At 61.4% G+C, this 26,998-nt stretch carries 25 protein-coding genes and 1 pseudogene; 11 read left to right on the forward strand and 15 right to left on the reverse strand.

The annotated features are described in order from the left end of the window. Window positions 1-40 precede the first annotated feature (40 nt). Together ycaC and FFS60_RS23315 are read left to right on the forward strand one after the other, a co-directional pair. Window positions 41-664 carry an isochorismate family cysteine hydrolase YcaC gene (gene ycaC / locus FFS60_RS23310; RefSeq protein ID WP_137823297.1) on the forward strand — a complete coding sequence of 208 codons (624 nt, stop codon included), beginning with the start codon at window positions 41-43 and terminating at the stop codon, window positions 662-664. Between the two features lie 273 nt (window positions 665-937). Then, window positions 938-1,708 (forward strand): ABC transporter substrate-binding protein, encoded by a 771-nt coding sequence (locus tag FFS60_RS23315; RefSeq protein ID WP_137823298.1) that lies wholly within the window; start codon window positions 938-940, stop codon window positions 1,706-1,708. Window positions 1,709-1,721: 13 nt separating this feature from the next. Here FFS60_RS23315 and FFS60_RS23320 read toward each other — a convergent pair whose 3' ends face one another. Continuing rightward, complete coding sequence (locus FFS60_RS23320; RefSeq protein ID WP_137823299.1) at window positions 1,722-2,624, reverse strand: LysR family transcriptional regulator; 903 nt, start codon at window positions 2,622-2,624, stop codon at window positions 1,722-1,724. A 310-nt stretch (window positions 2,625-2,934) separates the two neighbouring features. Here FFS60_RS23320 and FFS60_RS23325 point away from each other — a divergent pair, with 310 nt between their 5' ends. Both FFS60_RS23325 and FFS60_RS23330 read left to right on the forward strand, forming a co-directional pair. After that, window positions 2,935-4,434: a cytosine permease gene (locus FFS60_RS23325; RefSeq protein ID WP_137823300.1), complete on the forward strand. Its 1,500-nt coding sequence runs from the start codon at window positions 2,935-2,937 to the stop codon at window positions 4,432-4,434. Beyond that, window positions 4,415-5,305, forward strand: a complete 891-nt coding sequence (locus FFS60_RS23330) for a nitrilase family protein (RefSeq protein WP_371926482.1) — start codon at window positions 4,415-4,417, stop codon at window positions 5,303-5,305. The genes FFS60_RS23325 and FFS60_RS23330 overlap by 20 nt, the downstream gene beginning before the upstream one ends. Before the next feature lie 84 nt (window positions 5,306-5,389). Here FFS60_RS23330 and FFS60_RS23335 read toward each other — a convergent pair whose 3' ends face one another. After that, entirely contained in the window at window positions 5,390-5,692 is a 303-nt protein-coding gene (locus FFS60_RS23335; protein WP_137823302.1) for a hypothetical protein, read from the reverse strand. Window positions 5,693-5,972: 280 nt separating this feature from the next. On the opposite strand from FFS60_RS23335, the gene FFS60_RS23340 reads away from it, so the two are divergent. Further along, the gene (locus tag FFS60_RS23340; RefSeq protein ID WP_028628843.1) at window positions 5,973-6,299 is read left to right on the forward strand and encodes a DUF2388 domain-containing protein; all 327 of its coding nucleotides are present in this window, start codon (window positions 5,973-5,975) and stop codon (window positions 6,297-6,299) included. A 220-nt stretch (window positions 6,300-6,519) separates the two neighbouring features. On the opposite strand, the pseudogene FFS60_RS23345 reads toward FFS60_RS23340, so the two are convergent. Further along, window positions 6,520-7,179 (reverse strand): annotated as a pseudogene (locus FFS60_RS23345) (Fic family protein); the annotation flags it as partial. A gap of 95 nt (window positions 7,180-7,274) precedes the next feature. On the opposite strand from FFS60_RS23345, the gene FFS60_RS23350 reads away from it, so the two are divergent. Beyond that, window positions 7,275-7,610, forward strand: coding sequence for a hypothetical protein (locus tag FFS60_RS23350; protein ID WP_137823303.1), 336 nt, complete (start codon window positions 7,275-7,277; stop codon window positions 7,608-7,610). A gap of 210 nt (window positions 7,611-7,820) precedes the next feature. On the opposite strand, the gene FFS60_RS23355 is transcribed toward FFS60_RS23350, so the two are convergent. Further along, window positions 7,821-9,878: a TonB-dependent receptor gene (locus tag FFS60_RS23355; protein WP_137823304.1), complete on the reverse strand. Its 2,058-nt coding sequence runs from the start codon at window positions 9,876-9,878 to the stop codon at window positions 7,821-7,823. 292 nt (window positions 9,879-10,170) lie between these two features. On the opposite strand from FFS60_RS23355, the gene FFS60_RS23360 reads away from it, so the two are divergent. Further along, window positions 10,171-11,319: a DUF1624 domain-containing protein gene (locus tag FFS60_RS23360; RefSeq protein WP_137823305.1), complete on the forward strand. Its 1,149-nt coding sequence runs from the start codon at window positions 10,171-10,173 to the stop codon at window positions 11,317-11,319. 222 nt (window positions 11,320-11,541) lie between these two features. Here FFS60_RS23360 and FFS60_RS23365 read toward each other — a convergent pair whose 3' ends face one another. Continuing rightward, entirely contained in the window at window positions 11,542-12,942 is a 1,401-nt protein-coding gene (locus FFS60_RS23365; protein WP_137823306.1) for an amino acid permease, read from the reverse strand. Between the two features lie 394 nt (window positions 12,943-13,336). Between FFS60_RS23365 and FFS60_RS28910 the strand changes: the two genes are divergently transcribed. Together FFS60_RS28910 and FFS60_RS28915 are read left to right on the forward strand one after the other, a co-directional pair. Further along, window positions 13,337-13,564: an AAA family ATPase gene (locus FFS60_RS28910; protein ID WP_218570613.1), complete on the forward strand. Its 228-nt coding sequence runs from the start codon at window positions 13,337-13,339 to the stop codon at window positions 13,562-13,564. 36 nt (window positions 13,565-13,600) lie between these two features. Then, window positions 13,601-13,906 (forward strand): hypothetical protein, encoded by a 306-nt coding sequence (locus FFS60_RS28915; RefSeq protein ID WP_218570614.1) that lies wholly within the window; start codon window positions 13,601-13,603, stop codon window positions 13,904-13,906. Window positions 13,907-13,938: 32 nt separating this feature from the next. Here the strand turns inward: FFS60_RS28915 and rnk are convergent, their stop codons facing one another. Then, on the reverse strand, window positions 13,939-14,346 hold the full coding sequence (gene rnk, locus FFS60_RS23375; protein WP_137823307.1) for a nucleoside diphosphate kinase regulator: 408 nt from the start codon (window positions 14,344-14,346) through the stop codon (window positions 13,939-13,941). Window positions 14,347-14,664: 318 nt separating this feature from the next. On the opposite strand from rnk, the gene FFS60_RS23380 reads away from it, so the two are divergent. Then, window positions 14,665-15,165, forward strand: a complete 501-nt coding sequence (locus FFS60_RS23380; protein WP_137823308.1) for a hypothetical protein — start codon at window positions 14,665-14,667, stop codon at window positions 15,163-15,165. 89 nt (window positions 15,166-15,254) lie between these two features. Here the strand turns inward: FFS60_RS23380 and FFS60_RS23385 are convergent, their stop codons facing one another. From FFS60_RS23385 to FFS60_RS23395, 3 genes are all read right to left on the reverse strand, one after another. Further along, complete coding sequence (locus FFS60_RS23385) at window positions 15,255-15,584, reverse strand: YegP family protein (protein WP_171016564.1); 330 nt, start codon at window positions 15,582-15,584, stop codon at window positions 15,255-15,257. Window positions 15,585-15,881: 297 nt separating this feature from the next. Next, window positions 15,882-16,601 carry a serine protease gene (locus FFS60_RS23390; RefSeq protein ID WP_137823310.1) on the reverse strand — a complete coding sequence of 240 codons (720 nt, stop codon included), beginning with the start codon at window positions 16,599-16,601 and terminating at the stop codon, window positions 15,882-15,884. A gap of 155 nt (window positions 16,602-16,756) precedes the next feature. Continuing rightward, window positions 16,757-17,665, reverse strand: a complete 909-nt coding sequence (locus FFS60_RS23395) for an EAL domain-containing protein (RefSeq protein WP_137823311.1) — start codon at window positions 17,663-17,665, stop codon at window positions 16,757-16,759. Between the two features lie 101 nt (window positions 17,666-17,766). On the opposite strand from FFS60_RS23395, the gene FFS60_RS23400 reads away from it, so the two are divergent. Further along, window positions 17,767-17,988 carry a hypothetical protein gene (locus FFS60_RS23400; protein WP_137823312.1) on the forward strand — a complete coding sequence of 74 codons (222 nt, stop codon included), beginning with the start codon at window positions 17,767-17,769 and terminating at the stop codon, window positions 17,986-17,988. A gap of 1 nt (window position 17,989) precedes the next feature. Here the strand turns inward: FFS60_RS23400 and FFS60_RS23405 are convergent, their stop codons facing one another. The 6 genes from FFS60_RS23405 to FFS60_RS23430 all read right to left on the reverse strand — a co-directional run. Next, window positions 17,990-18,712, reverse strand: coding sequence for a response regulator transcription factor (locus FFS60_RS23405; RefSeq protein ID WP_137823313.1), 723 nt, complete (start codon window positions 18,710-18,712; stop codon window positions 17,990-17,992). Between the two features lie 155 nt (window positions 18,713-18,867). Then, on the reverse strand, window positions 18,868-20,442 hold the full coding sequence (locus tag FFS60_RS23410) for a TolC family protein (protein WP_171016565.1): 1,575 nt from the start codon (window positions 20,440-20,442) through the stop codon (window positions 18,868-18,870). Window positions 20,443-20,481: 39 nt separating this feature from the next. Continuing rightward, entirely contained in the window at window positions 20,482-21,735 is a 1,254-nt protein-coding gene (locus FFS60_RS23415) for an HlyD family type I secretion periplasmic adaptor subunit (RefSeq protein ID WP_137823315.1), read from the reverse strand. A gap of 11 nt (window positions 21,736-21,746) precedes the next feature. Further along, window positions 21,747-24,035, reverse strand: coding sequence for a type I secretion system permease/ATPase (locus FFS60_RS23420; RefSeq protein WP_137823316.1), 2,289 nt, complete (start codon window positions 24,033-24,035; stop codon window positions 21,747-21,749). A 483-nt stretch (window positions 24,036-24,518) separates the two neighbouring features. Then, window positions 24,519-25,031 carry a hypothetical protein gene (locus FFS60_RS23425; RefSeq protein WP_137823317.1) on the reverse strand — a complete coding sequence of 171 codons (513 nt, stop codon included), beginning with the start codon at window positions 25,029-25,031 and terminating at the stop codon, window positions 24,519-24,521. Between the two features lie 96 nt (window positions 25,032-25,127). Continuing rightward, window positions 25,128-26,998, reverse strand: a 1,871-nt coding sequence (locus FFS60_RS23430; protein WP_256658137.1) for an Ig-like domain-containing protein, incomplete at its 5' end; no start/stop codon positions are given.

Below are 26,998 nucleotides of genomic sequence, written 5' to 3' on the forward strand. Positions count from 1 at the left end.
GGAAAAACAGTTCGTCACCACCCAAGCAAGGAAAAATGCCATGACAACGCGCTATAACCGCCTCGACAAGGACAACGCCGCCGTACTGCTGGTCGACCACCAGGCCGGCCTGCTGTCACTGGTCCGTGATTTCACCCCCGACGAGTTCAAGAACAATGTGCTGGCCCTGGCCGACATCGCCAAGTTCTTCAGCCTGCCGACCATCCTCACCACCAGCTTCGAAAGCGGCCCCAACGGCCCGCTGGTGCCGGAGCTGAAAGCGATGTTCCCGGACGCGCCCTACATTCCGCGCCCCGGCCAGATCAACGCCTGGGACAACGAAGACTTCGTCAAAGCCGTCAAGGCCACCGGCAAGAAGCAACTGATCATCGCGGGCGTGGTGACTGACGTGTGCGTGGCCTTCCCGACCCTGTCGGCCATCGAAGAAGGTTTTGAAGTGTTCGTGGTGACCGACGCTTCCGGCACCTTCAACCCGGTGGTGCGCGATGCCGCCCTGAACCGCATGAGCCAGGCGGGCGCCCAGCTGATGAACTGGTTCGCCGTGGGTTGCGAGCTGCACCGTGACTGGCGCAACGACATCGAAGGCTTCGGCGGCCTGCTGGCGAGCCACTTGCCGGCCTACGCCAACCTGATGCAGAGCTATTCGGCGCTGAACGCCAAGTAAGTCCGTCCCGGTAAAGCAGAAATGCCCGCACTGTGCGGGCATTTCTGTTTGTGGGTGCGCCCAGCGCCGCAGGCTGTCGCGTCGTGGGTACTTCGAAACGAGGGCGCCGCCTGAAGCGGTCGCGAATCTCTTGAGGAGTAAGCAAGGAAGACCCCAAGGCAGGCACCGGCCATGTCAAAGGCAGAGTGCCACTGAAAGACTGAAAAGGGGGGAGACTGCCGACTTCCCGCCAGCCTAAACTGGCGGGCATTTCTGCAAGGCTCTTGCCCTTCCATGCCAATCCCGCTGGTTACATGCCGTTGTCGAGCACAGCGTTTCGTCACGCTGTTGCTCGCTGTTTTCTGGCTGCAGTCCGGGCTGGCCGCTGAGCCGGCGGAATACCTCATCGGCGTGGAGCAGGTGGACTATTACCCGATCTACTCCGCCGTAGCGCCGGACTACCCGTACCGTGGCTACGCCCGCGATCTGCTGGACCTGTTCGCGGCGCGGGAGAACCTGCACTTCACCTACGTGGCGCTGCCGGTGCGGCGCCTGTCCCATGGCTACCTGACGGGTCGGCTCGACCTGGTCTTCCCTGACAATCCGCGCTGGGAGGCGGCGCACAAGCCGTCCCACATCGCTTATTCACAGCCGGTGCTGCAGTTCCAGGATGTCATGCTGGTATTGCCCGAGCGCAAGGGCCAGCCGCGTGAGAACTTCCATCGGCTTGGCTTCGTTCGCGGTTTCACGCCGTGGAAATTCCAGGACGACATCGCCGCCGGACGGGTTGTTATCGAGGAGGCGCCCAACCCGGAAGGGCTGATCCATATGGTCCTGGCCGGCCACATAGACGCCGCCAACATGGCGCAGCAAGTGGCGCACTTTCACCTCAAGCGTGAGGGGCGGGCGAACGACCTGGTGGTGGAACCCGGCTTGCTGCCGCTCCGCGACAGCTTCTATCACCTGTCGAGCATTCGGCATCCGGAGCTGATCCATCGCTTCGATGCTTTTCTTCAGCGAGAGCAGCAGGCGGTGCAGGCGTTGAAGGCCAAGTACGGCTTGTGAGCGGTGTTCGGCGTCAGGCTACTTCGAACACGTCCATCAATTCCGCCAGAAAGGTGCTCACCAACTCGCTCTGCCGGGTGGAGCGCCTCACCGCCACGTGGAACTGCACCTCATAGCGCAGTTGCGCCGGATCGAGCGCGCGGAGTTGCTCCAGTTCCACATGCCGCGCCGCATAGTGCTGTGGCAGAAAGCCCAGGTGCTGGCCGGAGAGAATCAGCAAAGCGGCGCCGTCCATGCTGTCGGTGAGGGCGGTCAAGCGGTCGATGGCGGCAGGCGCTGGCATTTCCGGCAACGGGTGGCTGGGCCAGACCCATTCGTGCTCGGCCACGTCCTGGCTGGCGAGCGAGCCCGCCTGTTCGTAGAGCGGGTGCGAGGAGCCGCAATAGGCAATCTGCGTTTCAGAGAACAGCGAGAAGTAGTCGAGGCTGTCGTGCCGCCGCCAGAAGTAGCCGATGGCAAGGTCGAGGTGGCCGTTCACCAGTTTTTCTTCGAGGAAGGACGACGACAGTTCGGTGAACTGGAAATACAGCCCCTGGTTCCGCGCGCGCAGACGGGCGATGGCCTGGGCGACTTTCTTGTTGGCGGTCGGGTCGATCTGCCCGAGCAGGCCGACATTCAGCGTGCCGGTGAGCGTGCGGTTGATGTGCTGCACCTCTAGGCGGAAGCCTTCGGCTGCAGCCAGCAGACGGCGCGCCGCTTCGACGAACTGGCTGCCTTTGGCGGTGAGGGCGAAACCGGCCTGGCCGCGTTGGCACAGGCGGAATCCCACGCGGGTTTCCAGCGAGGCCAGTTGGGCACTGATGGTGGGTTGCGAGGTGTTGAGCGCGGTCTGCGCAGCCGAAATACCGCCCGCTTCGACAACGGCGAGAAAGATGCGGATCAAGCGGATATCCAGCTCGGACACGTTCCCCAGCATGCAGCCTCCGAAAGTTAATTACATAGAGTTCAGTCTATGTGAACAGTTGGCCCGCGCTATTTTAAGCGCCTGCCGGGGCGCCTAGATTGCGGCTTCAGCGGCAGGGCTGATAGCCAGCAGGGATAAGGGCAGGAGCCAGGTCGCGGGCGCGCCATCATAGGGCGCGTTCGGAGGCGTTCGCCACAGGGTTTGGGCGACGCTACCTCACCCAACATAGATGAAGCCGATGTATGGCAGGGGCCTTGCGTAGCCGCTGACCGCATCCTCACAAGAACAACAGTTCGCTCGACCGAGAGCGAAGGAGCATCCCATGTCAGGGTCCACCCAGCCCGCCCAGGCGGCTGAAGCCAACGGCGGCCTGGCCATCGAAGGCCATTCGATCGACTACATTCCCGAGTCCGAGCGCCATGCCCGGCTCAGCAGCCAGGGGCCATTCTGGTTCCTCGGCAACTTCCATTTCTTCACGATCTCCATCGGCTTCGTCGGCCCGAGCCTCGGGCTGTCCGCCCTGTGGACAACCCTGGCCGGCGCGCTGGGCATCATGTTCGGCACTCTGTTCATGGCCTTCCACGGTTCCCAGGGGCCGGAGATGGGGCTGCCGCAGATGATCCAGTCGCGCGCGCAGTTCGGCTATCGCGGGGTGGTGCTGGCGTTGTTGGCGACCATGTTCGTGTTCGTCGGCTTCAACGTGGTGAACGTCTCGCTGATCATCGATGGCCTGAACAACGTCTTCGGGCTGGACGCCATCCCCGTGGCTTGCGTGGTGATCGCCATCGGCGCGCTGCTGGCGATTTACGGCCACGACCTGATGCACAAGGCCTTCAAGTGGGCGCTGATGCTGACCTTGCCGCTCTATGCGCTGGTGACTGTCGCACTGATGTTCGGTGCCGGGCAGGTGGAGACGGCCGAACCGGCCAGCCTCGGTTTCAGCTGGGTCGCCTTTGCCACCCAGTTCGCCATCGCCGCCAGCTACAACATCTCCTACGCGCCCTATGTGTCCGACTACTCGCGCTACCTGCCGAAGAACACCAGCCGGCCCAAGCTGATCGCCGCGGTGTTTCTCGGTGCCTCCCTGTCGGGCGCGTGGATGATCGGCCTCGGCGCCTGGCTCGCGCAGTTGCTGCAGGCGTCCGACGCGCTGGTGGCGCTGGACCGCGTGGGTACTTCCCTCATGCCGGGGCTGGGCCATGTGCTGGTGCTGGTGTCGGTGGTGGGCTTCCTGCCGGTGATCGCGCTCAACACCTACAGCGCCATGCTGACCCTGCTTACCGGGATCGACTCCATTCGCCGCATCGACCCCACGCCGCGCGCACGGGTGCTGTCGATATGCGTCATCACGCTGGTGGTCCTGGCCTGCGTGCTGTCTATCCGCGGGAACGGCATTTCCATCCTCAACACCTTCCTGGTGCTGATGCTCTACTTCCTGGTGCCCTGGACCGCCGTGAATCTGGTGGACTACTTCTTCGTGCGCAAGGGCCGTTATGCGATCCCGCACTTCTTCACGCCCAAGGGCATGTATGGCGCCTGGCAACTGCGGGGCATCGTTGCCTATGTGGTGGGCTTCGCCTGCATGGTCCCGTTCTTCTTCATCTTCGATGCCGCCGCCGGCCAGGAAGTCTTCGTCGGCCCCATGGCGCGCCTGCTGGACGGCGTTGATATCGCCTGGCTGGTGGGGCTGCTGGTCTCCGGCCTGACCTACTTCATCCTCAGCCGCTCGCTCGACCTGGAAGGCGAACGACGCCTCATCGACAGCCTCAGCGAGCGCGACATTCTCGCCATCGCCCGACCGGATGCGGACCCGGCGCAGTGACGGAAACAGCAGGGAGTACAACCCAGTGAACGCCTCCAGAAACATCCCGGTAGCCTGTTGCCAGCTGGCGCCGAAAGTCGGCGATCTCGCCCACAACCGCCGCATCACCGAGCGGGCCATCCGCGCGGCGGCGCTGCAGGGCGCCCGGGTGGTGGTGCTGCCGGAACTGGTGCAGAGCGGGTACGTCTTCCGCGACCTGGCGGAGGCGCTGACCCTGGCCGAGCCCCTGGACGGGCCGACGCTGCACCTGTGGCAGGCCCTCGCTCGCGAGCTGGAGATCGTCATTGTCGGCGGTTTCTGCGAGCGGCTGGATGCACAGCGGGTCGCCAACAGCGCGGCCCTGGTGGACGCCACGGGTGTGCGCGCGATTTACCGCAAGGCCCACCTGTGGGACGCCGAGAACGCCATCTTCACCGCCGGCAGCGAACCGCCGCCGGTGGTGGAAACCGCCTTCGGGCGGATCGGCGTGATGGTCTGCTACGACCTGGAATTCCCCGAATGGGTGCGCCTGCCCGCACTGGCCGGCGCGGACCTGCTCTGCGCACCGGTCAACTGGCCGGACGGCCCGCGCCCGCCCATCGAGCGCCCGGCCGAAGTGGTGCGCGTGCAGGCCAATGCCGCAGTCAATCGCCTCTTCATCGCCGCCTGCGACCGTCATGGAACGGAGCGCGGGGTGAACTGGGTGCAGGGCTCGGTCATCGTCGACCCGGACGGCTACCCGTTGGCCGGGCCGGCCGAGGAGGGCGGGGAACAGATCCTGATGGCCACCCTGAAGCTGGACGACGCGCGCAACAAACGCATCAGCCAGCAAAACCACCTGCATGACGACCGCCGCCCGGAGTTGTATGGAGTGGCTGGATTGCTGGAGTAGCTGGCGGCATTCCTGTAGGAGCGAGCTTGCTCGCGAACGGAGATCCCTTCGCGAGCAGGGCTCGTTCTTACGACGTTTGCTTGCCTAATCCGCTATCGCATCTGAAACGGCGGCTTGGGACGGAGACTGCTGCTCCTTGATGCAGAACAGGACCATATGGAAGTCGGCGTGCCATTCCGACTCGCAGCGGCTGCGAATCGCTCCGCTGTAGCCGGCGACCGCGTCAGCCGCTTCACGTTGTTCCTCCAGGCAGTAGGCGCGCATGGCGTCACCGCTCCATTTTTCCAGGCAATGCGCCTGAATGGCCGACTCGCTGGCCTGGGTGCTGGAAATACAGATGGCTGAAAGGCAAGTGGCAGTGGCAATCAAGTGCTTTCTGTACGGCATGGTTGGGCTCGCGCTCCCCTGGGAAGGTCGGCTCTCCTGGCCAGCGAATTACCGGATGCAGTGATTGGAAATCCTGGATGCGCTGTGCGCGGAGCCCTGATCAACGCTGCTCCTGTGCACAGTGGTGGTGCAGTCTAGTACAGCGTGGGCGGCAGGGTTCCGAGGTCGGATGTCGCAACCTGACAGACGGCGGGTGAAAAGCACGGTGATCGGTCAACGCAGGCTGGAACTCGTTTCACGGGCCGCACTCTGAGGGAAACGCAAACACCAAGGAGTCACCATGCGTTTCCGCATCACCGCTGCAACCCTCGTCCTCATTGCCCTTCCTTGCACATCGGTCTTGGCACGGGATGATCACGATGACCTGCTGCGCAACCTCATCTCCACCGGCGCCACGACGGCCTCCACCTACCTGACCAGCGGCGGCGACGACAAAGTCGTCGGCCCGGTGCAAGACGACGCCAGCAGCTTCATCGCCAGCGAGGGCGAGATTCGCGGGCCGTACCTCGAAGCGGAGCTGCAACGGCTTCGTAGCGAGAATCCTGAGCTGCAAGCGCGCAGTGACCTGGAGCTGGCGGGGGCGATTCTGGCGGCTGAGCCGCGCTGATCGGGCACAGGAATCCCAAGCGCCTTTCGCAGCTCAGCTTGGCGTTGTTCCGCCTTGGTCGACCTGGGCTTCGGCCTGGGTCACCAGGTCGTATCGGTGGAAACGCAGCACGCCTTTCGGTCGTGCGTCCGCCAGGCCGTTCGCCATCAGCCAATCCGGCCATTGCAGCCACGGGTAATCGCCTGTGGCCGACCTCAGGATCCGACGGATGTGAAGGAGTTCACACGTCGCCGCCTTTCATCTCCCGGCCTTCAAATGCCGATTGAACGGCCTCCACGACGCGCTCTGCCAGGCGCTCATCGTCGAGTCGCGGGTACTCCCTCTTGAGTTTGCGGGAGACGTTCCAGCCGTTCTCCTTGATGGCACGAATGATGCGGTTCGAATCCTGGTCTGGCATCTCCACGACTTCTTTGAGCCGCGCCTTGGCGAGCTGAAAGATCACCAGGACTCTGGCTTCTTCGGCCATCTCCGTTCGAATCGTATGCTCGACGACTCGCGCGGTGTACAGAACGTGAGTGGTCAGATCCGGATAGCGCCAGGCAAAGCGCGCATCGTCGTAGTCGTCGAACACGAAGTTGCTGGGAGTACCGTCCTCGTAGGTAACGAGTTCGCTAAACCGATAGGACGTCGCATAGCGCCGCATGAATGGGCGCGAGAACACCTCGAGCGCTTTGTCGTAGCCGGCACGAAATTCGGTTGAACTCGTGATGGTTGAAGAGACCGGCAGTATCACGCCATTCGGGACAGCATTGTCTCGAACGAGGGTGTCGTTGATCAGGAAGCGATGGATCCGTCCGTTGCCATCCCGCATGGGATGGATGTAGACAAAGCCAAATGCTAAAGCCGCGGCTCGCGCTAGCGACTCGGCGCCCCGTGTCGCGGTTCGCACGCACCGTGCCGATCACCGAGTCGACGCGTAGAGGTTGTGCCGGTTCGACCCCGTAGCGGGCCGCCAGAGCTTTGAAGCCGACCTGCATGGAAGAAATCCTCTACCGGGAACCTGAAAACGTTACTGGATGGAGTACGTTAGTCGAAAACGCTAACCGATGCTCGGTGCGCAAAAAGGCTACCAGTTGCTTATTTTTGCTACTAAACCAGGCTTTTTGCACAAAAACGTTACTCGGGGCGCCTTTCCAACCCACGCCGGAGGGCAAAGCCATCTGGCGGGCGACCATCATCAGTGAAATCGACTGGTCGCACCGCTTCACGCTGTTGCGGCTGCCTCCCGCGCTGGTCGGCGTTGATCGCGGCCTGGCGGTCCTGGGCTATCTCATTTTTTTGGGGGGCCGTACAGGCGAAGATCGTTATTGAGAACGGCGGCAGATCCATTCTCCTGCCCCCTTTCTCTCTAACCAAGCACGACCGGCGCCCGCTCCAGCAAACGCGCGCATTCATTCAGCGGCAGCCACGCCTTCCCGTCCACCAATAACGCAGCGATGGCTACGCCCTGGTGGCCGGTGGAAACCTGCGTGGCAGGCCCACACCGGTGGGCCGGGGGGGCGGGTCGACAGCGCCTTCCGTTTACAGCTTCAGGTTGAGGGACAGGTAGGCGGTTCGTCCCGGTGCGGGCGAGAACATGGGTTGGTCATCGCCGCCCCAGAAGAAGTTGTCGTACCAGACGTACTCGTACTCCCGGTCGGTGAGGTTCTTCACTTGGACATCCACGCTAGCGGTGGGGGAGAGCGTGTACCTTACGTTGGCGTCCAGCAGCGCGTATCCGCCGTATTTGCCCTGCTGGTTCAGCTCGTCGATGTAGTAGTCGCCCTGGGCCCGGGCCTGGAGACCGACGCGCCAGTCGTGGTTGAGCTGGTAGTCCGTGCCGAGGTTGCTGATGTAGCGCGGCGTGGAGAACACCTCCTTGCCTGCCAGCGACGCACCGCTGGCGGTGTAGGCGCTGACCACTTTGGCTTCCTGGATGGCGTGGGAGGCCCAGACGGACCACTGGTCAGTGATGTTCGACGTGATTTGCAGGTCGATGCCGCGCCGACGGGTCTCGCCCAGGCCTACGGTGGTGCCGGTGCTGGGCATGTTCGCCACTTCGTCGGTGGCGTCCTGCTGCCACACGGCGATGCGCGCTTCGGTGCCATTCACCGGGCTGAACTTGATGCCCACTTCCTTGCCGGTGTTGATCGAGGGGTCGAAGCTGGCCTGTCCGGCGGTCATGTACGCCGGCGCGCTGGAGCCTGTGAGGATCTGGAAGGTTCGGCCCCAGTTGGCGTAGAGGTTGATGTTCGGCGTCAGGCTGTAGACCACGCTGAGTTTGGGTTGCTGGATCGAGCCGTAGTCCTGCAGGTCGGCTTCGGTGCCGTCGGGCAACTCGGTCTCGCCGTAGAAGCGATCGACACGGTAGGCCGGAATGATCTTCAGCGACTCGATCGGCTGGATCACCGCCTGCACGTAGGCACCGAAGTTATCGAGGGTGTAGGCGTCGTCGTTCTGGACGCGTGCGGGAGTCGTGTCGAAGTTGGTCGGTACGCTGTAGTTGTAGCGGTAGCGGCGGTACTCGTTGTCCTGGTGCTCGACGTTCAGGCCTCCTTCCAGGGTCAGCCAGTCGCGGGTCGCCCAGGTCATGCTGCTCAGCATACCGGTCTGTTGCTCATCCCACTGGCGGCGCTGGCGCGGTGCATTGCCGACCGGGTAGCTGGTGAAGGTCACCTTCCGGTCGTCTTCGTAGCTGTTGTAGTAGAGCTTGTTGCTCAGGCTCAGGTCGTCGCGCATCTGCCAGTCGAGGTGCACCGCCACCTGTTTCATGTCGCGGTCGTCACCGTCGTTGGCATTCTTCGGGTCGGAATCGGTGCGGCTGGCCTTGAGTTCTTCGCGGGTCAGGAAGCCCGGCTCTTCGGCCTGGTGGTGGTAGAGGCGAGTGACCAGGCCCAGTTTCAGCAGACTGGCATCGTCGGTGTAGAACCATTTGCCGCTGAGGGAGTATTTGTTCGACTGGTCATGGTCCCGATAGCCGTCGGAGTCCTGCTTGGCGAGGAAGTAGTTCTGCGCGAAGTTCTCTGACTCGTGGCCCACTGCCAGTTGCACTTCCTGGGTGTTGAAGCTGCCGTAGGTCAGCCGGCTGTCCGTGTAGTTGCCGCCCTGGCGGGTCACGAAGTTGATGTTGCCACCGATGTTGTGCAGGCCGTAGCGAGGATCGTTGGTGCCGCGCACCACCTCGATGTAGTCGATGTCGAGCGGGAACACCATATCAATGAAGCGCTGGTTGCCGCTGTTGACGTTACTCGGCACGCCGTCGATCAGCGTCTTGATGCCGTTGATGTAACCCTCGCCGTTGAAGGCGCGGAAGGTGGCCTTGCCGGATTCGGCGCCCTGGCGGGTTTCCGTGAGCTGGATGCCGGGCATCTGGCCCAGCAGCTCCCAGCTGTTCATCACGTTCTTGTCTTCCACCTTGTCGCTGCCGAGGACATCGACCGAGGTCAGCACGCTGCTGCCGCCTGCTTGCAGCGATTGGCCAGCGCTACCGTCCACATGGATCTCACCGAGGGTGATGGTGGATTCGCCACTCTGCGCAGCTTGGCTGACCGCGCTGGCAAGCGCCGCCAATACCGCCAGGGGAACGAGTTCGTACTTCATCGTGTTTCCTTGAAGGTTTGTCAGGGTGATCTGGGGAATTCTGCAAAGCGGCTGGAGCGGACTGGATTGCCTAAGCGGAGCCGTCGAGGCCGGCTGGTGCAGTAGTTACGCGCCGGCCCACGTCGAACATCGGGGGATGAAGTGATTGGCCTGGTTTCATGGGGTGCTGACTGAAGCAATCTTTCTGGAGATGGCGACCGCCGCCCCGGGCTCGTTTGTATGCCCATGACACTGGTGGTCGGGAGATATAGTACGTAATAATATTACATAAATCTTGTGGCAGTTGATTCAGATGACAGCGATACCTTCCTCCCGGCTCCACTCCATCGATGCCCTTCGTGGGCTGGTGATCCTCTTCATGCTTCTCGACCACGTCCGCGAGACGTTCTACCTGCACATGCAGGTGAGCGACCCGATGGACGTGAGCCAGACCGAACCCGCGCTGTTTTTCAGCCGCACCCTGGCGCACCTGTGCGCACCGATCTTTGTCTTCCTCACCGGCCTGTCGGCATTCCTCTATGGGGAAAAGCACGAGGGCCGGACAGCAGTTTCACGCTTTCTGTTCAAGCGAGGCCTGTTTCTGGTGGCGCTGGAAATCACCCTGGTGAACTTCGCCTGGACCTTCCAGTTGCCGCCCAGCGTCATCTATCTGCAAGTGATCTGGGCCATCGGTCTGAGCATGCTGGCGCTCTCGATACTGGTCTGGCTGCCACGCGCTGTGCTGGCCGCCCTCGGGCTGTTGCTGGTGGCGGGGCACAACCTGCTTGATGGTGTGCACGTCATACCGGGCGACTGGGCGTATATCCCCTGGTCGATACTGCATGACCGCGGTTGGATCGAGGTCGGTGATTGGCTGCGTCTGCGCACTTCCTACCCGTTGCTGCCGTGGATCGGTGTGATCGCTCTGGGCTATGCCGCAGGGCCCTGGTTCGGTCGTACCACGGACTCCGCGCAGCGTCGGCGCAACCTGCTGCTATGCGCCGCCGCCGCGCTGGGCACTTTCGTGGTACTGCGGCTGTGCAATAGCTACGGCGACAAGCCCTGGACCAGCGGCGAGACGGCACTGCAGACGCTGATGAGCTTCTTGAACATCACCAAATACCCACCGTCGCTGCTGTTCCTCGCCCTGACACTGGGCATCGGACTCTTGCTGCTGGTGTTTTTCGAGCGTCGCGGGCAGGTCAACCTGGCACGCCTGCTGGCGGTGTTCGGCGCGGCACCGATGTTCTTCTACCTGCTGCACCTGTATGTGTTGAAGCTGCTGTACCTGTCCAGCATGGCGATATGGGGGCCGAACCACGGGCAGTATTTCGGCTTCGACTCAGTGCTGCCGGTGTGGCTGTGCTCGCTGCTGTTGGTCGTCGCGCTCTACCTGCCCGTTCGCTGGTTCGCCCGGCTCAAGGCGCGTCGCCGTGACATTGCCTGGCTGAAGTACTTCTGAGCCTGAAGTGTTCGACCGGCGAATGCATCGTCGCGGCGGCCGCAACAGCCTCTCAAGTTGTTCAAGTCTGCGAAACGATCTTTCGAAGGGATCTGGAGTACAACCAGGCGCACAGAATCTGGCCGAGCGTGAATCGCGACATCGAGCTTCTGCTCGTCCGGCGTAACGAGCTTCACGGCGCCTGTGAAGTACTCCAGGAACCACGACCATGAAGTTGCGACCTCAGTCGCCCTGCGGCGACAACGAGTGTCCTCGGCCGCTGGCTGGACGTACCCACCGCCAGTAAGAAGCTACTAGCAGGGCAATCCAGACCATGCCAACCCAAAGTGCCGGCTGGGTCTTCGGGAAGTAGCCGAGTACGCCGATGATAAACAGCATGAAGCCGACGGCCGCGGCCGGAGCGACGGGCCAGAGTGGGACGGGGAACTTGAGTGCTGCGGCTTCCGCGCGGCCTATGCGGCGGCGCATACCGATCTGGGCGAGCAGGATCATCAGCCAGACCCAGACCGTGGCGAAGGTGGCGATGGAGGCGATCAGTAGGAAAATATTTTCCGGGATCAGGTAGTTCAGCAGCACGCCCAGAAGCAAAGCGGCGGCCATCACCACCACGGTCATCCAAGGCACACCGTGGCGCGATACCTGGCCGAAGCAAGCCGGCGCCTGGCGCTGCTGGGCCATGCCGAAGAGCATGCGACCGGCACCGAAGACGTCGCTGTTGATCGCGGAGATGGCTGCGGAAATCACCACCACGTTGAGAATGGCAGCAGCCGAGCTGACCCCCAGGCTATCGAATATCTGTACAAAGGGGCTGCCCTGGGTGCCGATCTGCTGCCAGGGGAATATCGCCATAAGGACGAACAAAGTCAGCACGTAGAACAGCAGGATACGCATGGGCACCGCATTGATCGCCTTGGGCAGCACGCGCTGCGGGTCCTTGGCCTCTCCTGCGGTGATGCCGATGATTTCGATGCCGCCGAACGCGAACACCACCACCGCGAAGGAAGCGACCAGCCCGCTGATGCCGTTGGGCATGAATCCACCATGAACCCAGAGGTTCTCGATGCCGCTAGCCGCACCGGAGCCACCCCCGCTCATACCGAAGCCGAAGAGCATGATGCCGAAGCCAGCGAGGATCATTGCAACGATGGCACTGACCTTGATCAGCGACAGCCAGAACTCCAGCTCACCGAATACCTTGACGTTGCAGAGGTTGAGCGCGCCGATGAAGAACACGATGGACAGCACCCAGATCCAGCGCGGAACCTCGGGGAACCAGAAGCCCATGTAGATACCGAAGGCGGTCACATCGGCCAGGCAGACAATGATCATCTCGAAGGCATAGGTCCAGCCGGTGATGAAGCCTGCCAGCGGCCCGATGTAGCTACTGGCGTAGTGGCCGAAGGAACCGGGAACTGGCTCGTGCACGGCCATCTCCCCTAACGCGCGCATCACCATGTACACCGCCGCGCCCGCGATTATATAGGCCAGCAGCACTGCCGGCCCGGCCATCTGAATCGCCGAGGCGGAGCCGTAGAAGAGTCCGGTGCCGATCGCCGAGCCCAGGGCCATGAAACGGATATGGCGTGCGCTCAGGCCACGCTGCAGTTTGGGTTGTGTGCTCATTCCATTGCTCTCCCAGTTGTTCTTGTAATCAAAAGCCGATGACCGCGCTCAGCGCACCGGTCGAATCTCGGCAGCCTGATCGTTGCAGGTCTGTACAGGTGAAATGCGAGTATCTGTACGCGTCCATTCCTGTACATACAAGTATGTGCAAGTAAGAGGCCAGAACTCTCCCCCATGCACGAGTCCATCACTGGAGGCCGCGCCGGAGCTAGGTTCCAGAACAGCGGGATGCATCGATAAGTAATGCGTAGAGGTGAAGGAAGTTGCGATTTCAATGAGGTGGAACGTCGGCTTTAGAAGCAGGCGCGCTCCTGGGTGGGGCTTTAGGTAACAGCCACTTCAGGTCGCCCGCCCCTTCCGACATTGACCAGGGCCCGGAGCTCCGGAGAATGAGGTGGCCACGTTCGCCACCGGCTCCCCGGACGTCCATGAGGTGTTCTTCCAAGTCTTCGACAAGGGCTGGATGGAAGACGACGAGGGCAGGCTGATCGAGTTCCGCAACTGCGTGATCATCTTGACCTCAGGCATCGGCAGTGAGTGGCTGGATGCCTTGTGCCGGGGGGGAACACCCGCGCCGGAAGCCGAGGTGCTGGTCGAGGTTGCGCGCGAGCCGCTTCTGTAGGTCTTCCCGGCGGCACTGCTCGGACGCTTGCAAGTGGTGCCCTACTATCCACCGGCTGATGCCAGCCTGGTGGAAATCGTCCGACTGCGATTGTCGCGCATCGCCCAGCGTCTCTGGGACAACCATGAGATTGCGTGCCGCTTCGACGAAGAACTAGTGCAACTGATCGTCAACCGCTGCACCGAGGTGGAGACCGGTGCCCGGATGATCAAGGCGCTGCTGATCAACGGCCTGTTGCCTCAAATCAGCCAGAGTGTCCTCTGTACTACCCGGGCGGGGCTGCGTTATCGGGAGTCGCGTGTAGGTGTTGATGGGGCCGGTTACTGTTGCGAGGTCACCTGAGATTGTTCGTCATCTGCATTCGGGGTGTTGTCTCAACACCCCGAATGCCCCGCTGCGAATGGCTGGCGCTCTACACCCAGCAGGTTCAGCTTCAGGGTCTTGCCACCCGGACTTGGCCAGTCGATCCGCTGGCCGACGGAAAGGCCCAGCAGAGCGCTGCCGATCGGGGCCAGGACGGACACCTTCCCGTGTACCGAGGCCTGCTGAGGGTAGGTCAGCGTCAGAACATACTCCTTGCCGCTGGACTCTTCGCGGCAGCGAGCTGTCGAGTTCATGGTGACGACTTCCGGTGGAACAGCATCGGGAGCCACTACTTCGGCCCGATCCAGTTCGGCTTGCAGGGCTTCCAGATACGGGTCGATTCGTTCGTGGTCGTCGATCAGGCGTTCCAGGCGCTCAAGGTCGAGTCTGGAAATGATAATGGGCGGTTTGCTGTTCATTGCGATCCTTAGCCTCCTGAGCTAAAGGGAAAAAGCGCGTGTTCGCATGGACGGGGTCGCTCCATGCTCATCGATGGGGTGACTGGTCCTGGGACTCGTGGTCAGTTGCTGGAAAAACGGCGCGAGGCTGCAGCCGGTGAACCGGCTACAACGTCTGACGAGTCGGGTTGCAGCAAGTGCATCCCGACGACCGTAATCATGACAATGCTCTGAAAATCCGTTAATCGAATTTGTACCAAGAATGTGTCTTTTCTTTGGGATTGATCAGATTCATCGCCACTGAAGCTCCGGAGTAGTATCTGGATTAATTCAGATTAAATGAGTGATAAGTCGATGCATCGGTCCGTTAGTAAAACACTTATACTCTGCGAGAATGCAGGGAATATTATTGAATATACCCGGATAATGAATGAGCTGGGATTTTTCAGTCTGACGCTTTGTACCAATGTGAAGGAGGCGCTGAGTCTGGTCAGGGAGGGAAGGTCTTTCGACTACATGGTATATGACGATTTTAGTTATGGCGTGCAGGGGTGCATGGAGTTGAAAGAGTTGGGGGGGAAGATCCAGCACATCATCCTGTTGGCCGATGTGACGGAGGCGCGACAACTGTCCATGTTGCGCTGGGCCTGGCTGAACAAGGTCCCCTTACTTGGACTGCTGCCGCGGCCGATTAATATCTATCAACTCGAAAATCTCATGTCTTTCCACCATCGAGTGCGTGATATTGACGCGTCCTGTTGCCATGCCACTGCAATGCCTTCAACGATTCCGCTCTCGGTACAGGGGGAAAGGGAGTTCAGGTTGGATGGTCCCCTCTGACTCATTTACCGGTAGGAACTACGATCAATCCGGAAGTAGGCCCCGTATGGCTCGGTTCAATCCTTCTCATCCGGGGCCTGATTGTATCATCAGAGGAATTTGACTTCTTTCGACTGGCCCATCTGTGCGATGAACTCCATGGCTTTGTCACGAGTCGCTTCGGAGTCATAGAGATGGCTTGCGATGATTTCCTTGTTGGCTTTGTCCTTCAGCGAGAAGTAGTTTTTTCCGCTGGAGTGGATAAAGCGCTTGTAACGGTCCGGGTTTGCGCAGACTTTACTCATGAGTTCGATCGCGCTAATTGCCTCGTTCTTGCTTTCGTAGGTGGAGCTTTCAATCAGCATCTTGCCTTCAGGGCACCTGAGTCGGAAGCGGAACGTTCCGGTGGAGTTTGCTTTTACTTCGTACCAACTGCTCATTTCGCTAAACCTTTGTTTAGGCTTCTGGGGAAATGCTGAGTTTGGACGAGTGCTATGTGGCGGTAAACAAGACTGGTATGAATTCTGTTGGTGGGTTGTAGGTATGGCTCTATTTTTAATTGGAAAAGTTAGACGTTGGTCTTCGCGATACATTATCCAAACTGCTGCCTGATTTGAACTTGGGAAACCACGTCCTCAGGGCGTGGTCATGAGTCATCGGATTCGGCTGTCCGGGCTGGCAGGATGAAGCCTATCCCGGAGCGCACCCGTTCCAGACCAGGCTCACGTTCTTCTTGTTCAGGGTTTCCAGCGTGTCGATACAAGACGCGAGGGCTGACCCGTTTTCGCGGGCGTTTCGTGCAGTGCCACTTCGCGCAGCGAATACCGCTCAACGCTCTGGCGCGCCGAGAAGAGCTGCCATTCACGCTGGATGATGTCGTAGGGCACGTAGACGGTGAGGGTCTCGCTGTTCGCGAGTGACGGGGGAAGTGGCAAACGTGGCAAGTAGATGCCGACCGTCATGCCCACCACGGCATCGTCGGCACCGTATATCGGCCCGCCGGACATGCCTTCGATCACCGGCGCATCACTGAGGGCATACGGGGTACGGTCGCCTTTCTCGTTCAAGCGCACTCGTTGTGCCTTGCTGGTACCGGTGCCTTTGACCGTAGTAAGCAAGGGGCTTTGTCCAACGGTTTCCAAGACTTCGCCGGTGATGGCCGGGCGCCAGGCTGGAGGCTTGTCCTCGGCGTCCCGGCGAATGAACACCAGGTCGCAGCCGGTGCTGCAGCGATGAACCACATTGGGCAGAGAGGGGATGTGCGCGGCGCTGACCGCATAGCGTTCGTTCCACTGCACCGCGCTGCCCATGTAGAGCAGCGCAGCCGCGCCACTCGAACTGACCTTGAAGTAGCCGGGCAGTGGCTCGTCGGGCGATACGCTGCGGACCGCGCTTGTGCAGCCGCTCAGGGCTACGAACATGACGAGACCGAGAACCCTGATCCAGAGACACGACATGGCCTATCTCCCGCGAACACCTTTTCGCGGAAGAATAGGACTAATCCTTGTTTTTTATCGGGCGTGTCAGTCGTTTTTTGGGTGATTGGTTCGATCTGGCGACTGAGTCACATTTGTTCGGCTGGCCGGCCCGGACGCTCAAGCGATTGGAGCAGTCAAGCCCGCAGGCTTGCTGTGCGGCATCCGTACAGTGGGGTTCCCTGGTGCTGCGCCATGGCGGAAATCGTGTCGGCCATCTCGTGTTTCAGGTTGCGTGCCAGATACCCGATGAAGGCGCCGACTTCCAGCGGGGCGCTCAGGCCGAAGCCTTGGGCACGGGAGCAGCCCATGTCCCGCAGCAGAATCGCCTGCTCGCCGGTCTCGACGCCTTCGGCCACCACCTGTATGCCCAGCTTGGCGCCAAGGCCCAGCGAGGTTTGCACGACGGCGTTGGAGGCTGGGCAGTTGGCTATCTCCTGCACGAACATCCGGTCGATCTTGAGCTCGGAGAATGGCAGCGAGACGAGTCGCTTCATCGAGGACCGGCCGACGCCGAAGTCATCCATGCTGATGCCGATGCCGCGCTCGCGAATGCCGGAAAGCCGCACCGCGAGTGCTTCCAGATCCGGCGCGGCGACGTCCTCGGTAAGCTCGATCTTCAGCAGATGAGCAGGCAGGCCGGAATGTCTCAGGCGTGCTTCCAGATTGTGCGGCATATCCGCACTGGACAGTACCGTTGCCGAGGCATTCACCGCGATGGGGCACTGGATGTTGAAGCGCTCTAGCGTCAGGAGCAGGCCCAGGGCCTGATCGAGTACGAACTCGAACAAGTCACGCTCTAATCCGAGTCGAATCAGCGTCGGCAGGAAACGATCCGGAGCAATTTCACGCTCCAGGTACCGCCAGCGTACCAGTGCTTCCGCGCCTACGATCTTCCCCGTGTCGAGGTTGAACTGAGGCTGTACGACTATACGCAGGCCTTCGCCCGTCCTTAGTGCCATTCTCAGCGTTGGCTCGGTAAAGTCGATGGCCCGTGAGCTGATGAGTTTGGAAGGGGTGTCAGCCAGGTGGCGAGGTATTCGCATTTTCTGTCTCGTCTGGAAGCGTTTCCAAGGAAGCTTTTTCGAATTCCCACTGCTCTACAAAAAGCTTGCGACGCTTGTGAGAGGCGAGCAGGAATTTGTTCATGATTGAAATGAACGCATTCTGTTCGGATTCGTTAAGTTTCGAGAATTCCAACAGAGTGTTAGTGACAGCGCGATACTTTGATTTGCGCATGTTCTTCCTTGGTGTTGTCTTGTTTCTAGTAATTGAGCCAGCTCCGGAGAGCTGGTTTTCGCATCAAAATTTTGATCATGTAGCCTTGTTGGTAGTCATGCCGCCAATGAAAAAACCGAAAGCAGAGTGACTCAGTGTGTTACGTAGATCTTTTCCTTGCTGGATGCCAGTGGGTTTTCCGGAATAGAGGTCGCTTCTACCGGCTGACCAGAGTCGACTATTCCTGTTTCATAGGCGAAACGGAACAAGTCGGCATCGCGGGTGAGTCCAAGCTTGCGCATGGCACTGGCTTTCTGGGAGCTGACGGTCTGCTTGGTGCGCTTCAACTGATTCGCAATGTTATTGACCGAAAGGCCTGATACATACAGGCGAATGACCTCGGATTCTCGTCGTGTCAGCTTGTAGTTGGAGCTGCGCGAACCGTTGTTGTGACTCAACTGCTGGGCTGCTGCCTTGAGTTGTGGCGAGATGTAGGTGGCACCGGCATACACGGCATGTACCGCGGAAATGAGGTGGCCAACGTCGTCGACCTTGTTCAGCACCGAACCAACACCTAGTTTGAGTATCTCGGCGACTATCGCCGGATTATTGATGGTCGTGAATACGATGATCTTCAAGTCAGGATAGCGACGGCGCAGGAAGGACAGCATGGCTATCCCGTCTCCTGCGCTTCCACCCGGCATGACATAGTCGGTGATTAGAATGTCGCAACTTAGCGTTGAGAGCAGTTCTATCACTTCTGTCGAATTCTTTGCCTGGCCGACGATCTCCAGTGTGGGGATGGCCGCAAGCTCGTGGGTGATACCCAGAAGCACTGCGGGGTGGTCGTCGGCGACGATGATGTTGATCTTCATAATGTTCTCCGAGTGCTTGTGGCGCGCTCGATCTGACAGCCAGATAACTATATTGCTATCAGGCCATTAAAAAATAAGGACTTGTCCGAGAGTTTGCTTTAGCGCGAGGTTCAAGTCTGAAAGTTGGTTGGCGAGTGCCCGTGGCGAGCCCGCTTTTATTCCTTCGGGTTCTGGCTGCCGCGCAGCCACTGGGTCAACTGGCCGGCGCTCGCATAGGCTTTAAGGATGGCCTGGTAGCCATCGAAGCGGTTCGAGACCTCATTGATGCGGTTGCTGTTGTGGTCGCTCTCGGCGATCAGGACATCCAGCAAGGTGCGGCGGCCCAGGTGATACCACTGCTCGAAGAACGCCTTGCGCACTGCGTCAGTCTCGCTGGTCAGGTCGCGGTAGAGGTCTGCCCTGGAAAGCAGCGTGTTGGCGTCCTGCTCGGCTGTACGTGTCTCGAACTCCAGGTCCAGTTGCTGCTGAGCCTTGCGCTCGCGTTCGGCATCGGCGCGCATCAGTGCGGCCTCGCGCGCGGCCCGGGCGGAGCCGCCCCGGAACAATGGCCAGTTCACCGTCACCATGGTTTGCCAGGGTTGCTCGCGACCCAGTTGGTCCTCCCCTGTCGTCTTGGTCACCACCCAGTTCAGTTGCGGTTTTTCACCCGCGCGCAGCGATTCGGCGTGACGTTCAGATGCGTTAGCCTCATGTTCGGCCTGGCGCAGGGCAGGGTGTTGTTGCGCCGCGGCGAGAAGGTCGTTGAGGTTGGCGCTGACCAGGGCCCAGTCGCCATTCTCGGGCAGCCGTACCGGCGCTTCGCCGATCAGCTTGCGCAGCTTGATCTCGTTATCTCGCTCACGCGCTCTGGAGGCATCGAGGCTGGCCTGGGCTTCCATCAGGCGGGCGCGGGCCTGCGTCAGTTCGCTGGAGCGTCCTCGGTCGGTGGCCACGATCTCCTTGAGCATGCCCACCAGTGTGCTCATGCGCTCGACATAGTGCTGGCTGATGGCGCTGACGCGGCGGTTCTTCTCAAGTTCCACTACGTTCAGCGATACATCGCGCGCGAGCGTTTCGAGGTTGGCCAGGTACTTCTGGTCGGCTGCGTTGTTGAGTTCCTTGCGGCTTTCGATGGTCCTGCTGGTGCGCCCCCAATCGAACACATTGGTGGTCATGTTCAGGTTGATGGCCTGAGGGTTGGTGCTGTCGTTCGAGGCGCCGCCGAGCGAAGCCGGCCGACTATTCGCGCCCACGTCGATCTGCGGCCAGCGCTGGCCCTGGGCTTCGCGCACATCGGCTGCGGCGGCAGCCTGCTCGGCATGGGTTTGACGCAGCAACGGACTGCGGTCGACGGCGCGGTCCAGCGCTCGAGCGAGGATCGCGCGGATTTCGCTCTCCTGAACGCTGCCGGTGCTGCTGCGGCGCGCGGCGTCCGGATTGTCCTTGAGCCACTCGGAGAAGTGCACGGAGCCACGCCCTTTGCCGGCATTGGTCGGCGCGGTGGTCGAGGCTATACGACCATTGCCATTGCCATTGCCATTGCCATTGCCATTGCCATTCGCCGTGCCCGGAGTGACTGCCGAAGGCGCGGCCGGCTTCGGTGTGTCATCCGCCGCTTTCAGGTTGACGGTGCGCTCGGCGTTGAGCTGGACATCCTGTACCACGGGTTGTGCCAGAAGGCTTTGCGGCATAAGGAGCAGGCCGCCGACCATGACCATGAATAGTGTCCGCAGGGGCCAGTCGCGACGCACGGACCTGGTTCGTGTGATCTTCGTCGAATACATGGTCCGTTACCTTTCACGGAAGGCTTCTTTAGCCTTGAAGATGGGTTTGAGCAGGTAGTCCAGGATGGTTTTCTCGCCGGTGCGGATCTCCACTGTGGCCGTCATGCCGGGAATGATCGGCAGGCGCTTGCTGGCGGACTCCAGCCAACTGGTGTCGGTGAGCACCTGGACCCGGTAATAGGTGGCGTCCGGGCGCCCGGCAGCGAGCTTCTTCTCGTCCTGCAGGGTGTCGGGGCTGATGTGCACGACGGTGCCCTTGAGGCCGCCGTAGATGCCGTAGTCGTAGGCGGATACCTTGACCGTGGCCGGCAGGCCGGGGCGCAGGAACGCGACATCCTGCGGCTTGATCTGGCCCTCGACTATCAGTTGGTCTTCCAGCGGGACGATTTCCATGACGTCTTCGCCGGGTTGGATCACGCCGCCAATGGTGCTGATGCGGACGTTTTTCACCGTCCCGTATACCGGGGCGTAGATCGTGGTGCGTTCGAGCACGTCCTTGCGCCCCACCAGTCCTTCCGTGATCTGTGCGACTTCGAGTTCGACCTTGACCAGTTCGCTGTTCGCCTCCCCCTGGTAGCGGTTGCGTCGTTCGACCATCTGGATCTTCAGATCGTTGGCCTGACGTCGCATACGCAGGATCTCCACCTCCGAAAGCAGGCCGCGCGCGGCGAGCGGTTCGGCCAGGGCGATCTCTTTCAGGATCAGCTCATGGCTTTGCTGAAGCGCCCTGATGCTGTCTGTCAGTGCTTGCTTGCGCGCGTTGTAGGCATTGGTTTCCTGCTCGATCATCAAGGGCTCGGTCAGGAGCTCTTCTGGAAATCCCAGCGGTTGTTGATAGGCCTCCGCCTGCAGCCGCGCCATCATGGCTTTCAGGCCCATCAGCTTGGTGCGCATTTCCTGGTAGGTGGACTCGGCGCGGATCGGGTTGATCTTGATCAGTGGCTGCCCCTTGTCGACGATGTCGCCTTCGCGCACCAGCAGCTCGTCGATGATGCCGCCTTCCAGGCTCGAGATGAGCTGTTCGCGGCTCTTCGACACGATCTTGCCTTCACCTTGGGTGATCTCCTCGACCCGAGCGAAATGCGCCCAGGTCAGACCCGTGATCAGCAGTGCGCCGATCACGCCCAGCACCAGGCGCGAGCCGGGGGTGGATTGAATAAGTAGCGATTCGCGCAGATCGCTCATGAAGGCCGCATCGCCGGGTTTCAGCGCTGCGTCCTTGGGCGTGCGTCGGAAAGGACGCGTGAATGATTTGATCATGGTGCTGTTTCTCAACGGGCGATGCGGGTGGTGGTTTCCACCTTCGCCGCCGGGTGGGTGGTCGAGCGGGCCGTTGCCGGCTGAACGGGAGCCGCTTTCTGGTTGGCCGGCTGGTCGTTCGATGCGGTCAGCGCAGCGATGATGTCGTTCTTGGGGCCATCGGCCACGATGCGGCCTTCGTCCACCACGAGGATGCGGTCCACGATGTTGAGCAACGAGGTGCGGTGGGTGACCAGGACCAGGGTCTGTCCTTCGGTGGCGCGAGCCAGGTGCGCCATGAAGATCGCTTCGGTCTGTGTATCCATGGCACTGGTGGGCTCGTCCAGCAGCAGTATCTGCGGGCGGGCCAGCAGGCTGCGGGCGAGGGACACGAGCTGTCGCTGGCCCCCCGACAGACCTTCACCCATCTCACCGATCGGTAGGTTGATGCCCATGGGATGCTTCTGTGCCACCTGGTCCAGGCCCGTCAGTTTCAGGACCCGCAGCAACTCGTCAGCGGAGGCGTCGGGGCGACCGATCATGATGTTTTCGCGCAGCGTGCCGTAGAACAGACGGGCATCCTGGCCGACGTAGCCGACCGCGTTACGCCAGTCGGCGGGATCGATCTGTTCGACGTCCAGTCCACCCATCAGCATCTGCCCGGCGGTGGGGCGATAGAGGCGGGCGATCAGGCGCAGCAGTGTCGATTTGCCGCTGCCGATCTTGCCCAGGATGGCCACGCGCTCGCCCGGTTGGATTTCCACGGTGATTTTTTCCAGCACCGGCGGGTTGGGCTTGTCCGGCGGCGCCGGATAGGAGAATTGGACGGCCTTGAGTTCGAGGTTGCCCTGCAGGGAGGGTTGTTGGAGGTACTTTTTCTCCGGCTCGCGATCCAGGGGCATTTCCATCAGGCGGTTCAGCGTCGACAGGGCGGCCTTGGCCTGCTGGAAACGCACGGCGAGACCGGCCACCTGGGTGAGGGGAGCCGTGGCGCGACCCGCCAGCATGACCGTGCCGATCAGTGCGCCTTGGGAGAGGTCGCCGGCACCGATGAGGTAGACACCCATTACCACCAGTACGACGGTCTGCAGTTGTTGCAGGAAGGTCACCAGGTTCAGGGCTGTGCTGGTGAGCTGGCGCGACTTCATCGAAGTGCTCGCCGCTGCGGCGCTGAAGGCTTCCCAGCGGCGGGTCATGTAGCCTTCGCCGCCAACGGCTTTGAGGGTTTCCATTCCTTCCACCGACTCCAGCAGAACGCCCTGCTTGAGCGAGGACTCACGCAGGTTTTCACGCATGGTGCGGGCCAGTGGCCACTGGACCGCGACGCTGATCGCCAGGATGCACGGCACCATCAGCAGGCACACCCAGCCGAGCGGACCACCGATCATGAAGATCACGCCGACGAATAACAGTACGAACGGCAGGTCGGAGAGTGCGGCCAGCGTGGCTGACGTGAAGAAGTCACGCACGGATTCGAATTCGCGCAACTGGTTGGCGAAGGCACCGGCCGATGAGGGCTTGTGTTCCATGCGTACGCCCAATGCTTGGCGGAAGAGGCGAGATCCGAGTACCAGGTCCGCTTTCTTCGCCGCGACGTCCAGCAGGTGGGCGCGCAGGTAACGGGTGATCGCCTCGAAACACATGGCGATGCCCACGCCGATGGCCAGCGACCAGAGCGTGACGTAGGCCTGGTTGGGTACGACCCGGTCGTACACGTTCATGGTGAAGAAGATGCTGGCCAGGGCCAGGACGTTGACCAGTACCGTTGCGATCGCTGCGCTCCGGTAGTAGCGGCGGTAGTGCCACAGGGTGCTGAACAGCCAGTGGCCCGCGGAGCGCGGGGTTTCGACCCCTGCACGAGCGTCTACCTGGGCGCTTGGTTTCACCAGGATGGCGTGCTCCGAGTACCACTCGGAAAGTTCCTGCCCATCGATCTCGACACGGGTGTCGGTACCCATTTCCGGCAGCATTACCTGATAGACCAGCTTGCCTTCCGCGTTGCGTCGGGAGCCGAACAGAACGGCGGCGCCCTGATCCTTGCGCAGCAGGATGATCGGCATCAGGTGCTGGGCGAATTCATGGGCACGGCGGCGCACGATACCAGTGGTGAGGCCGGCGTTTCCCAAGGCGGTCTGTGCCTGGGAAGGCGTCAGCAGGTTACCTTTGGGCAGGCCCGCGCACAGGCTATCCGCGCTGCGTGGCGCGCCCTGGTGCTTGCACATCCACAATGCGGCTTCGAGCAATGTGTCGAGGACACGCGTGGGCGGTGGAAGCATCACGGACGCGTCCTGCGGATCCGGTTGTTGGTTTGCCGATGACATCTCTGTGTTCCTCTGTGTTCTGAATTCGCGGCGGATCGATGCCGCCTTGCGAGCCGTTGCAGCTGCTGGTCCGTGTAACGGGTTCCAGGTCGCGCCGGCCGAGAGGGCAGGTGTCAGGGGAAGCAGCGGTTCGATGAAGAGGACCCCTGTGCCTACCAGCGGGTCAGAACTTTAGGGTTTGGTAGGGGGCAGCGTCTGTCGGGCCAGTTCGAATACGGCCTATGTCCATTGGGACGAGTACGAGACTTTTGTTTTGGCCAGCCGGTGCAGGTGCAGGGGTACAGGAAGCGAGTCCATTCGCTCCCCGTACCAAGGTTGGCGACAGCACGGCTGCTTTGCGCTTTTCTTCCTGCAACGAGCCGAACTCGGAGCGGGAAGCTGGCAGGTCCTCTGCCTTCTGGATGCAGCCGCCTGACGCCGGAGGTGGGTCCGCTACACCCCCTTGATACGCAACGGGCTTTCTGATTGGAAAGCCTTTAACTGTCAGAGGGACGACTTGCAGGCCGGGGTGGCCGCACGGGATATCGCCTGCTTTTGCTCGCGGGCATTACGCAGGCTCTGCTCGGCCTCCTGGCGTTCCACCGAAACAGGAATGCCTTTGCCGTCTTCGGACACTTTCACGAAGTAGGTCTTCCCAGCATCCAGATTGACGCGGTAGAGCTCCTCGGTCTTTCCGCGATAGAGCGGCGCATCGTTCTGGTAAGCGCCGAGCAGGTGCGGGCCTGGCGGCAGGCAGAAGGTGGTGAAGCCTCCCGGCAGCAGCGAGGTGTGAAAGTGTCCGTTGATGTACAGGTTGGCGCCCGGGGCCTTGAGTACATCGGAAGCGGGGCGGTAGTAGACCACCTGTGTCTGGTCCGCTGCCGCCGGTGCGACGGCGCGGTATTGCTCGCCGAATACCTGAGCGTTGGTCGATTGTTCGGTACGCCCGAACGCCGAAGGAATCAGTAGAAGGGCCAGCAAGGCTGGCAGAGCATGTTTCCTGTGTCGGGAGATCATGTTTGAAAAGCTCCTCGAGGTGAGGTGAGTCCTGCGCCTCCTTTGGCGCAGGACGGGTGGGTTGGAGGGGCGCCCGGAACGGGCGCCGCCCATGGGTCAGAACTGCACCGTGACGCCTTGCTGAACAAGGATGTCCGCAGCCAGCTCGGTGTGGTGGTAGACCTCGTAGACACCACTTGGGAGGGTGATGGGGCCGAGATGTTCCCAGTCGCCGACATCCATGCCGTTGGGCAGCAGGTCGCTGATCTGGACCGTGTCACCGGCATTGCCCTTGATCGCCAGCTGCATGGTTTCATCGTTGATGAAGGCACGATGGCCGAAGTCGAGGACATCACCCAGGGAGACCTTGAGGGTGTTGTCGCCCGAACCGGTGATGTCGATCATCTCGATGGAGCTGAGGCGGCCCTGCCAGGCGGACAGGTCCAGCACCTGGTCGGCGCCGGCCAGCTCCAGGGTGTCCACGCCAGCGTTGCCTTCGATCACCTTGATGTTCTGAAGCACGCTGACGTCGCCGATGGTGAACACGTTGTCCTTGGTGGTGCCGTACACCTCGGACACGTCACCGGTCAGGACGTAGTCCCCACTTGGAACTTTGCCCGTGTTGGCAAAGCCGGACAGGTTGCCGGCCTGGTCCACCAGGGCGGCACTGGCCGAGCTGATCGCACCCACTTCCAGGCTGACGCTGCCGGCGATGATGTCGACTTCTGTCAGGGTGTACTCGAAGCGCTGGGTGCCACCGTCGGCGATGACCGAGATACGGTCGCCCACGGCCACGTTGGACGGATCGAACGCCACCAGCAAGCTGGTGCCATCCAGCTGGATCGAGGACGGTGCGCGCGAGGCGGTGGTGTCCAGGACCACGCTCTGCTCCATCACGAAGCCAGTCTTGCCGTCCGCCCCCATGACGCGGGTCAGGATGTTCCAGCTGTCGGTATGGGCGTTCAGGTCCTGGGCGGCCCAGTCGGTGCCATTGACCAGGGCGTCGAACCAGGTCTTGCCGCCGTCGGTGGAGACCTGCAGGCTCTGGCCCGCAGCCAGCTCGGCACTCAGTACGCCGTACATCAGGCGGCCGAAGCTGCCACTGTTGGTGACGAAGTCATTGCCATCCTGGCCGGAGTCCTTGCCCATGTGGGACAGGCGGGCGACCTGGAGCGGGCCGTTACCGGTGTAGATGATCACCTCGAACGGCTCGGAAGGTTCGCTGCTGCCAGCGGCGTTCGTGGCCACGGTGGTGAAGTTGTACACAGCATCGACCAGATCGTTCTCCGGCGTGAAGCTCCAGTTGCCCTCGCCATTGGCCTGCGTCCGGCCAATCTCGACGCCGTCGTTGTAGATGATCACGGTGACGAGCGGGTCGCTGCTACCGGAGATCCGCGGGCGGTTGTCGTCGGTCACATCGCCGGACAGCAGGTCACCGGTCTTGTCGCCAGCGTCGTCGTACACCGACTCGATGACCGGCTGCGTCGGAGTGCTATCGCTATCCAGATCGATCACGACCGCGAATGCGCCAGACGGCTCGGAGACGTTGCCGGCGGTATCGATGGCCTGCACGGTGAAGCTGTGCTCGCCTTCGGCCAGGTCCTGCTCCGGGGTGAAGGACCAGGTACCGCTTTCAGCGACCACGCGGCCGATCTCCACGCCCTTGTCGTAGATGACGACAGTGGCGCCTTTCTCGGCGGTGCCGGAAAGGGTGGGCCGCTGGTCGTCGGTGACATCGCCGGAGGCCAGTTCGCCGGTCTTGACGCCAACGTCGTCGAGGACGCTGCCGATAACCGGTGCATCAGGTGCCTGGGTGTCGACGGTGATGACCCACTCATCGGACGGTTCGGACTGGTTGCCGGCCGGGTCCTGGACGATCACGCTGATGCCGTGGTCGCCATCGCCCAGTTCGGTTTCCGGGGTGAATGCCCAGGTACCGTCTTCGCCGACTTCGACTTCGCCGATCTTGGTGCCGTTGTCGAGGATGA

This window comes from Pseudomonas sp. D(2018) (genome assembly GCF_005502555.1).
Lineage (GTDB): Bacteria > Pseudomonadota > Gammaproteobacteria > Pseudomonadales > Pseudomonadaceae > Metapseudomonas > Metapseudomonas resinovorans.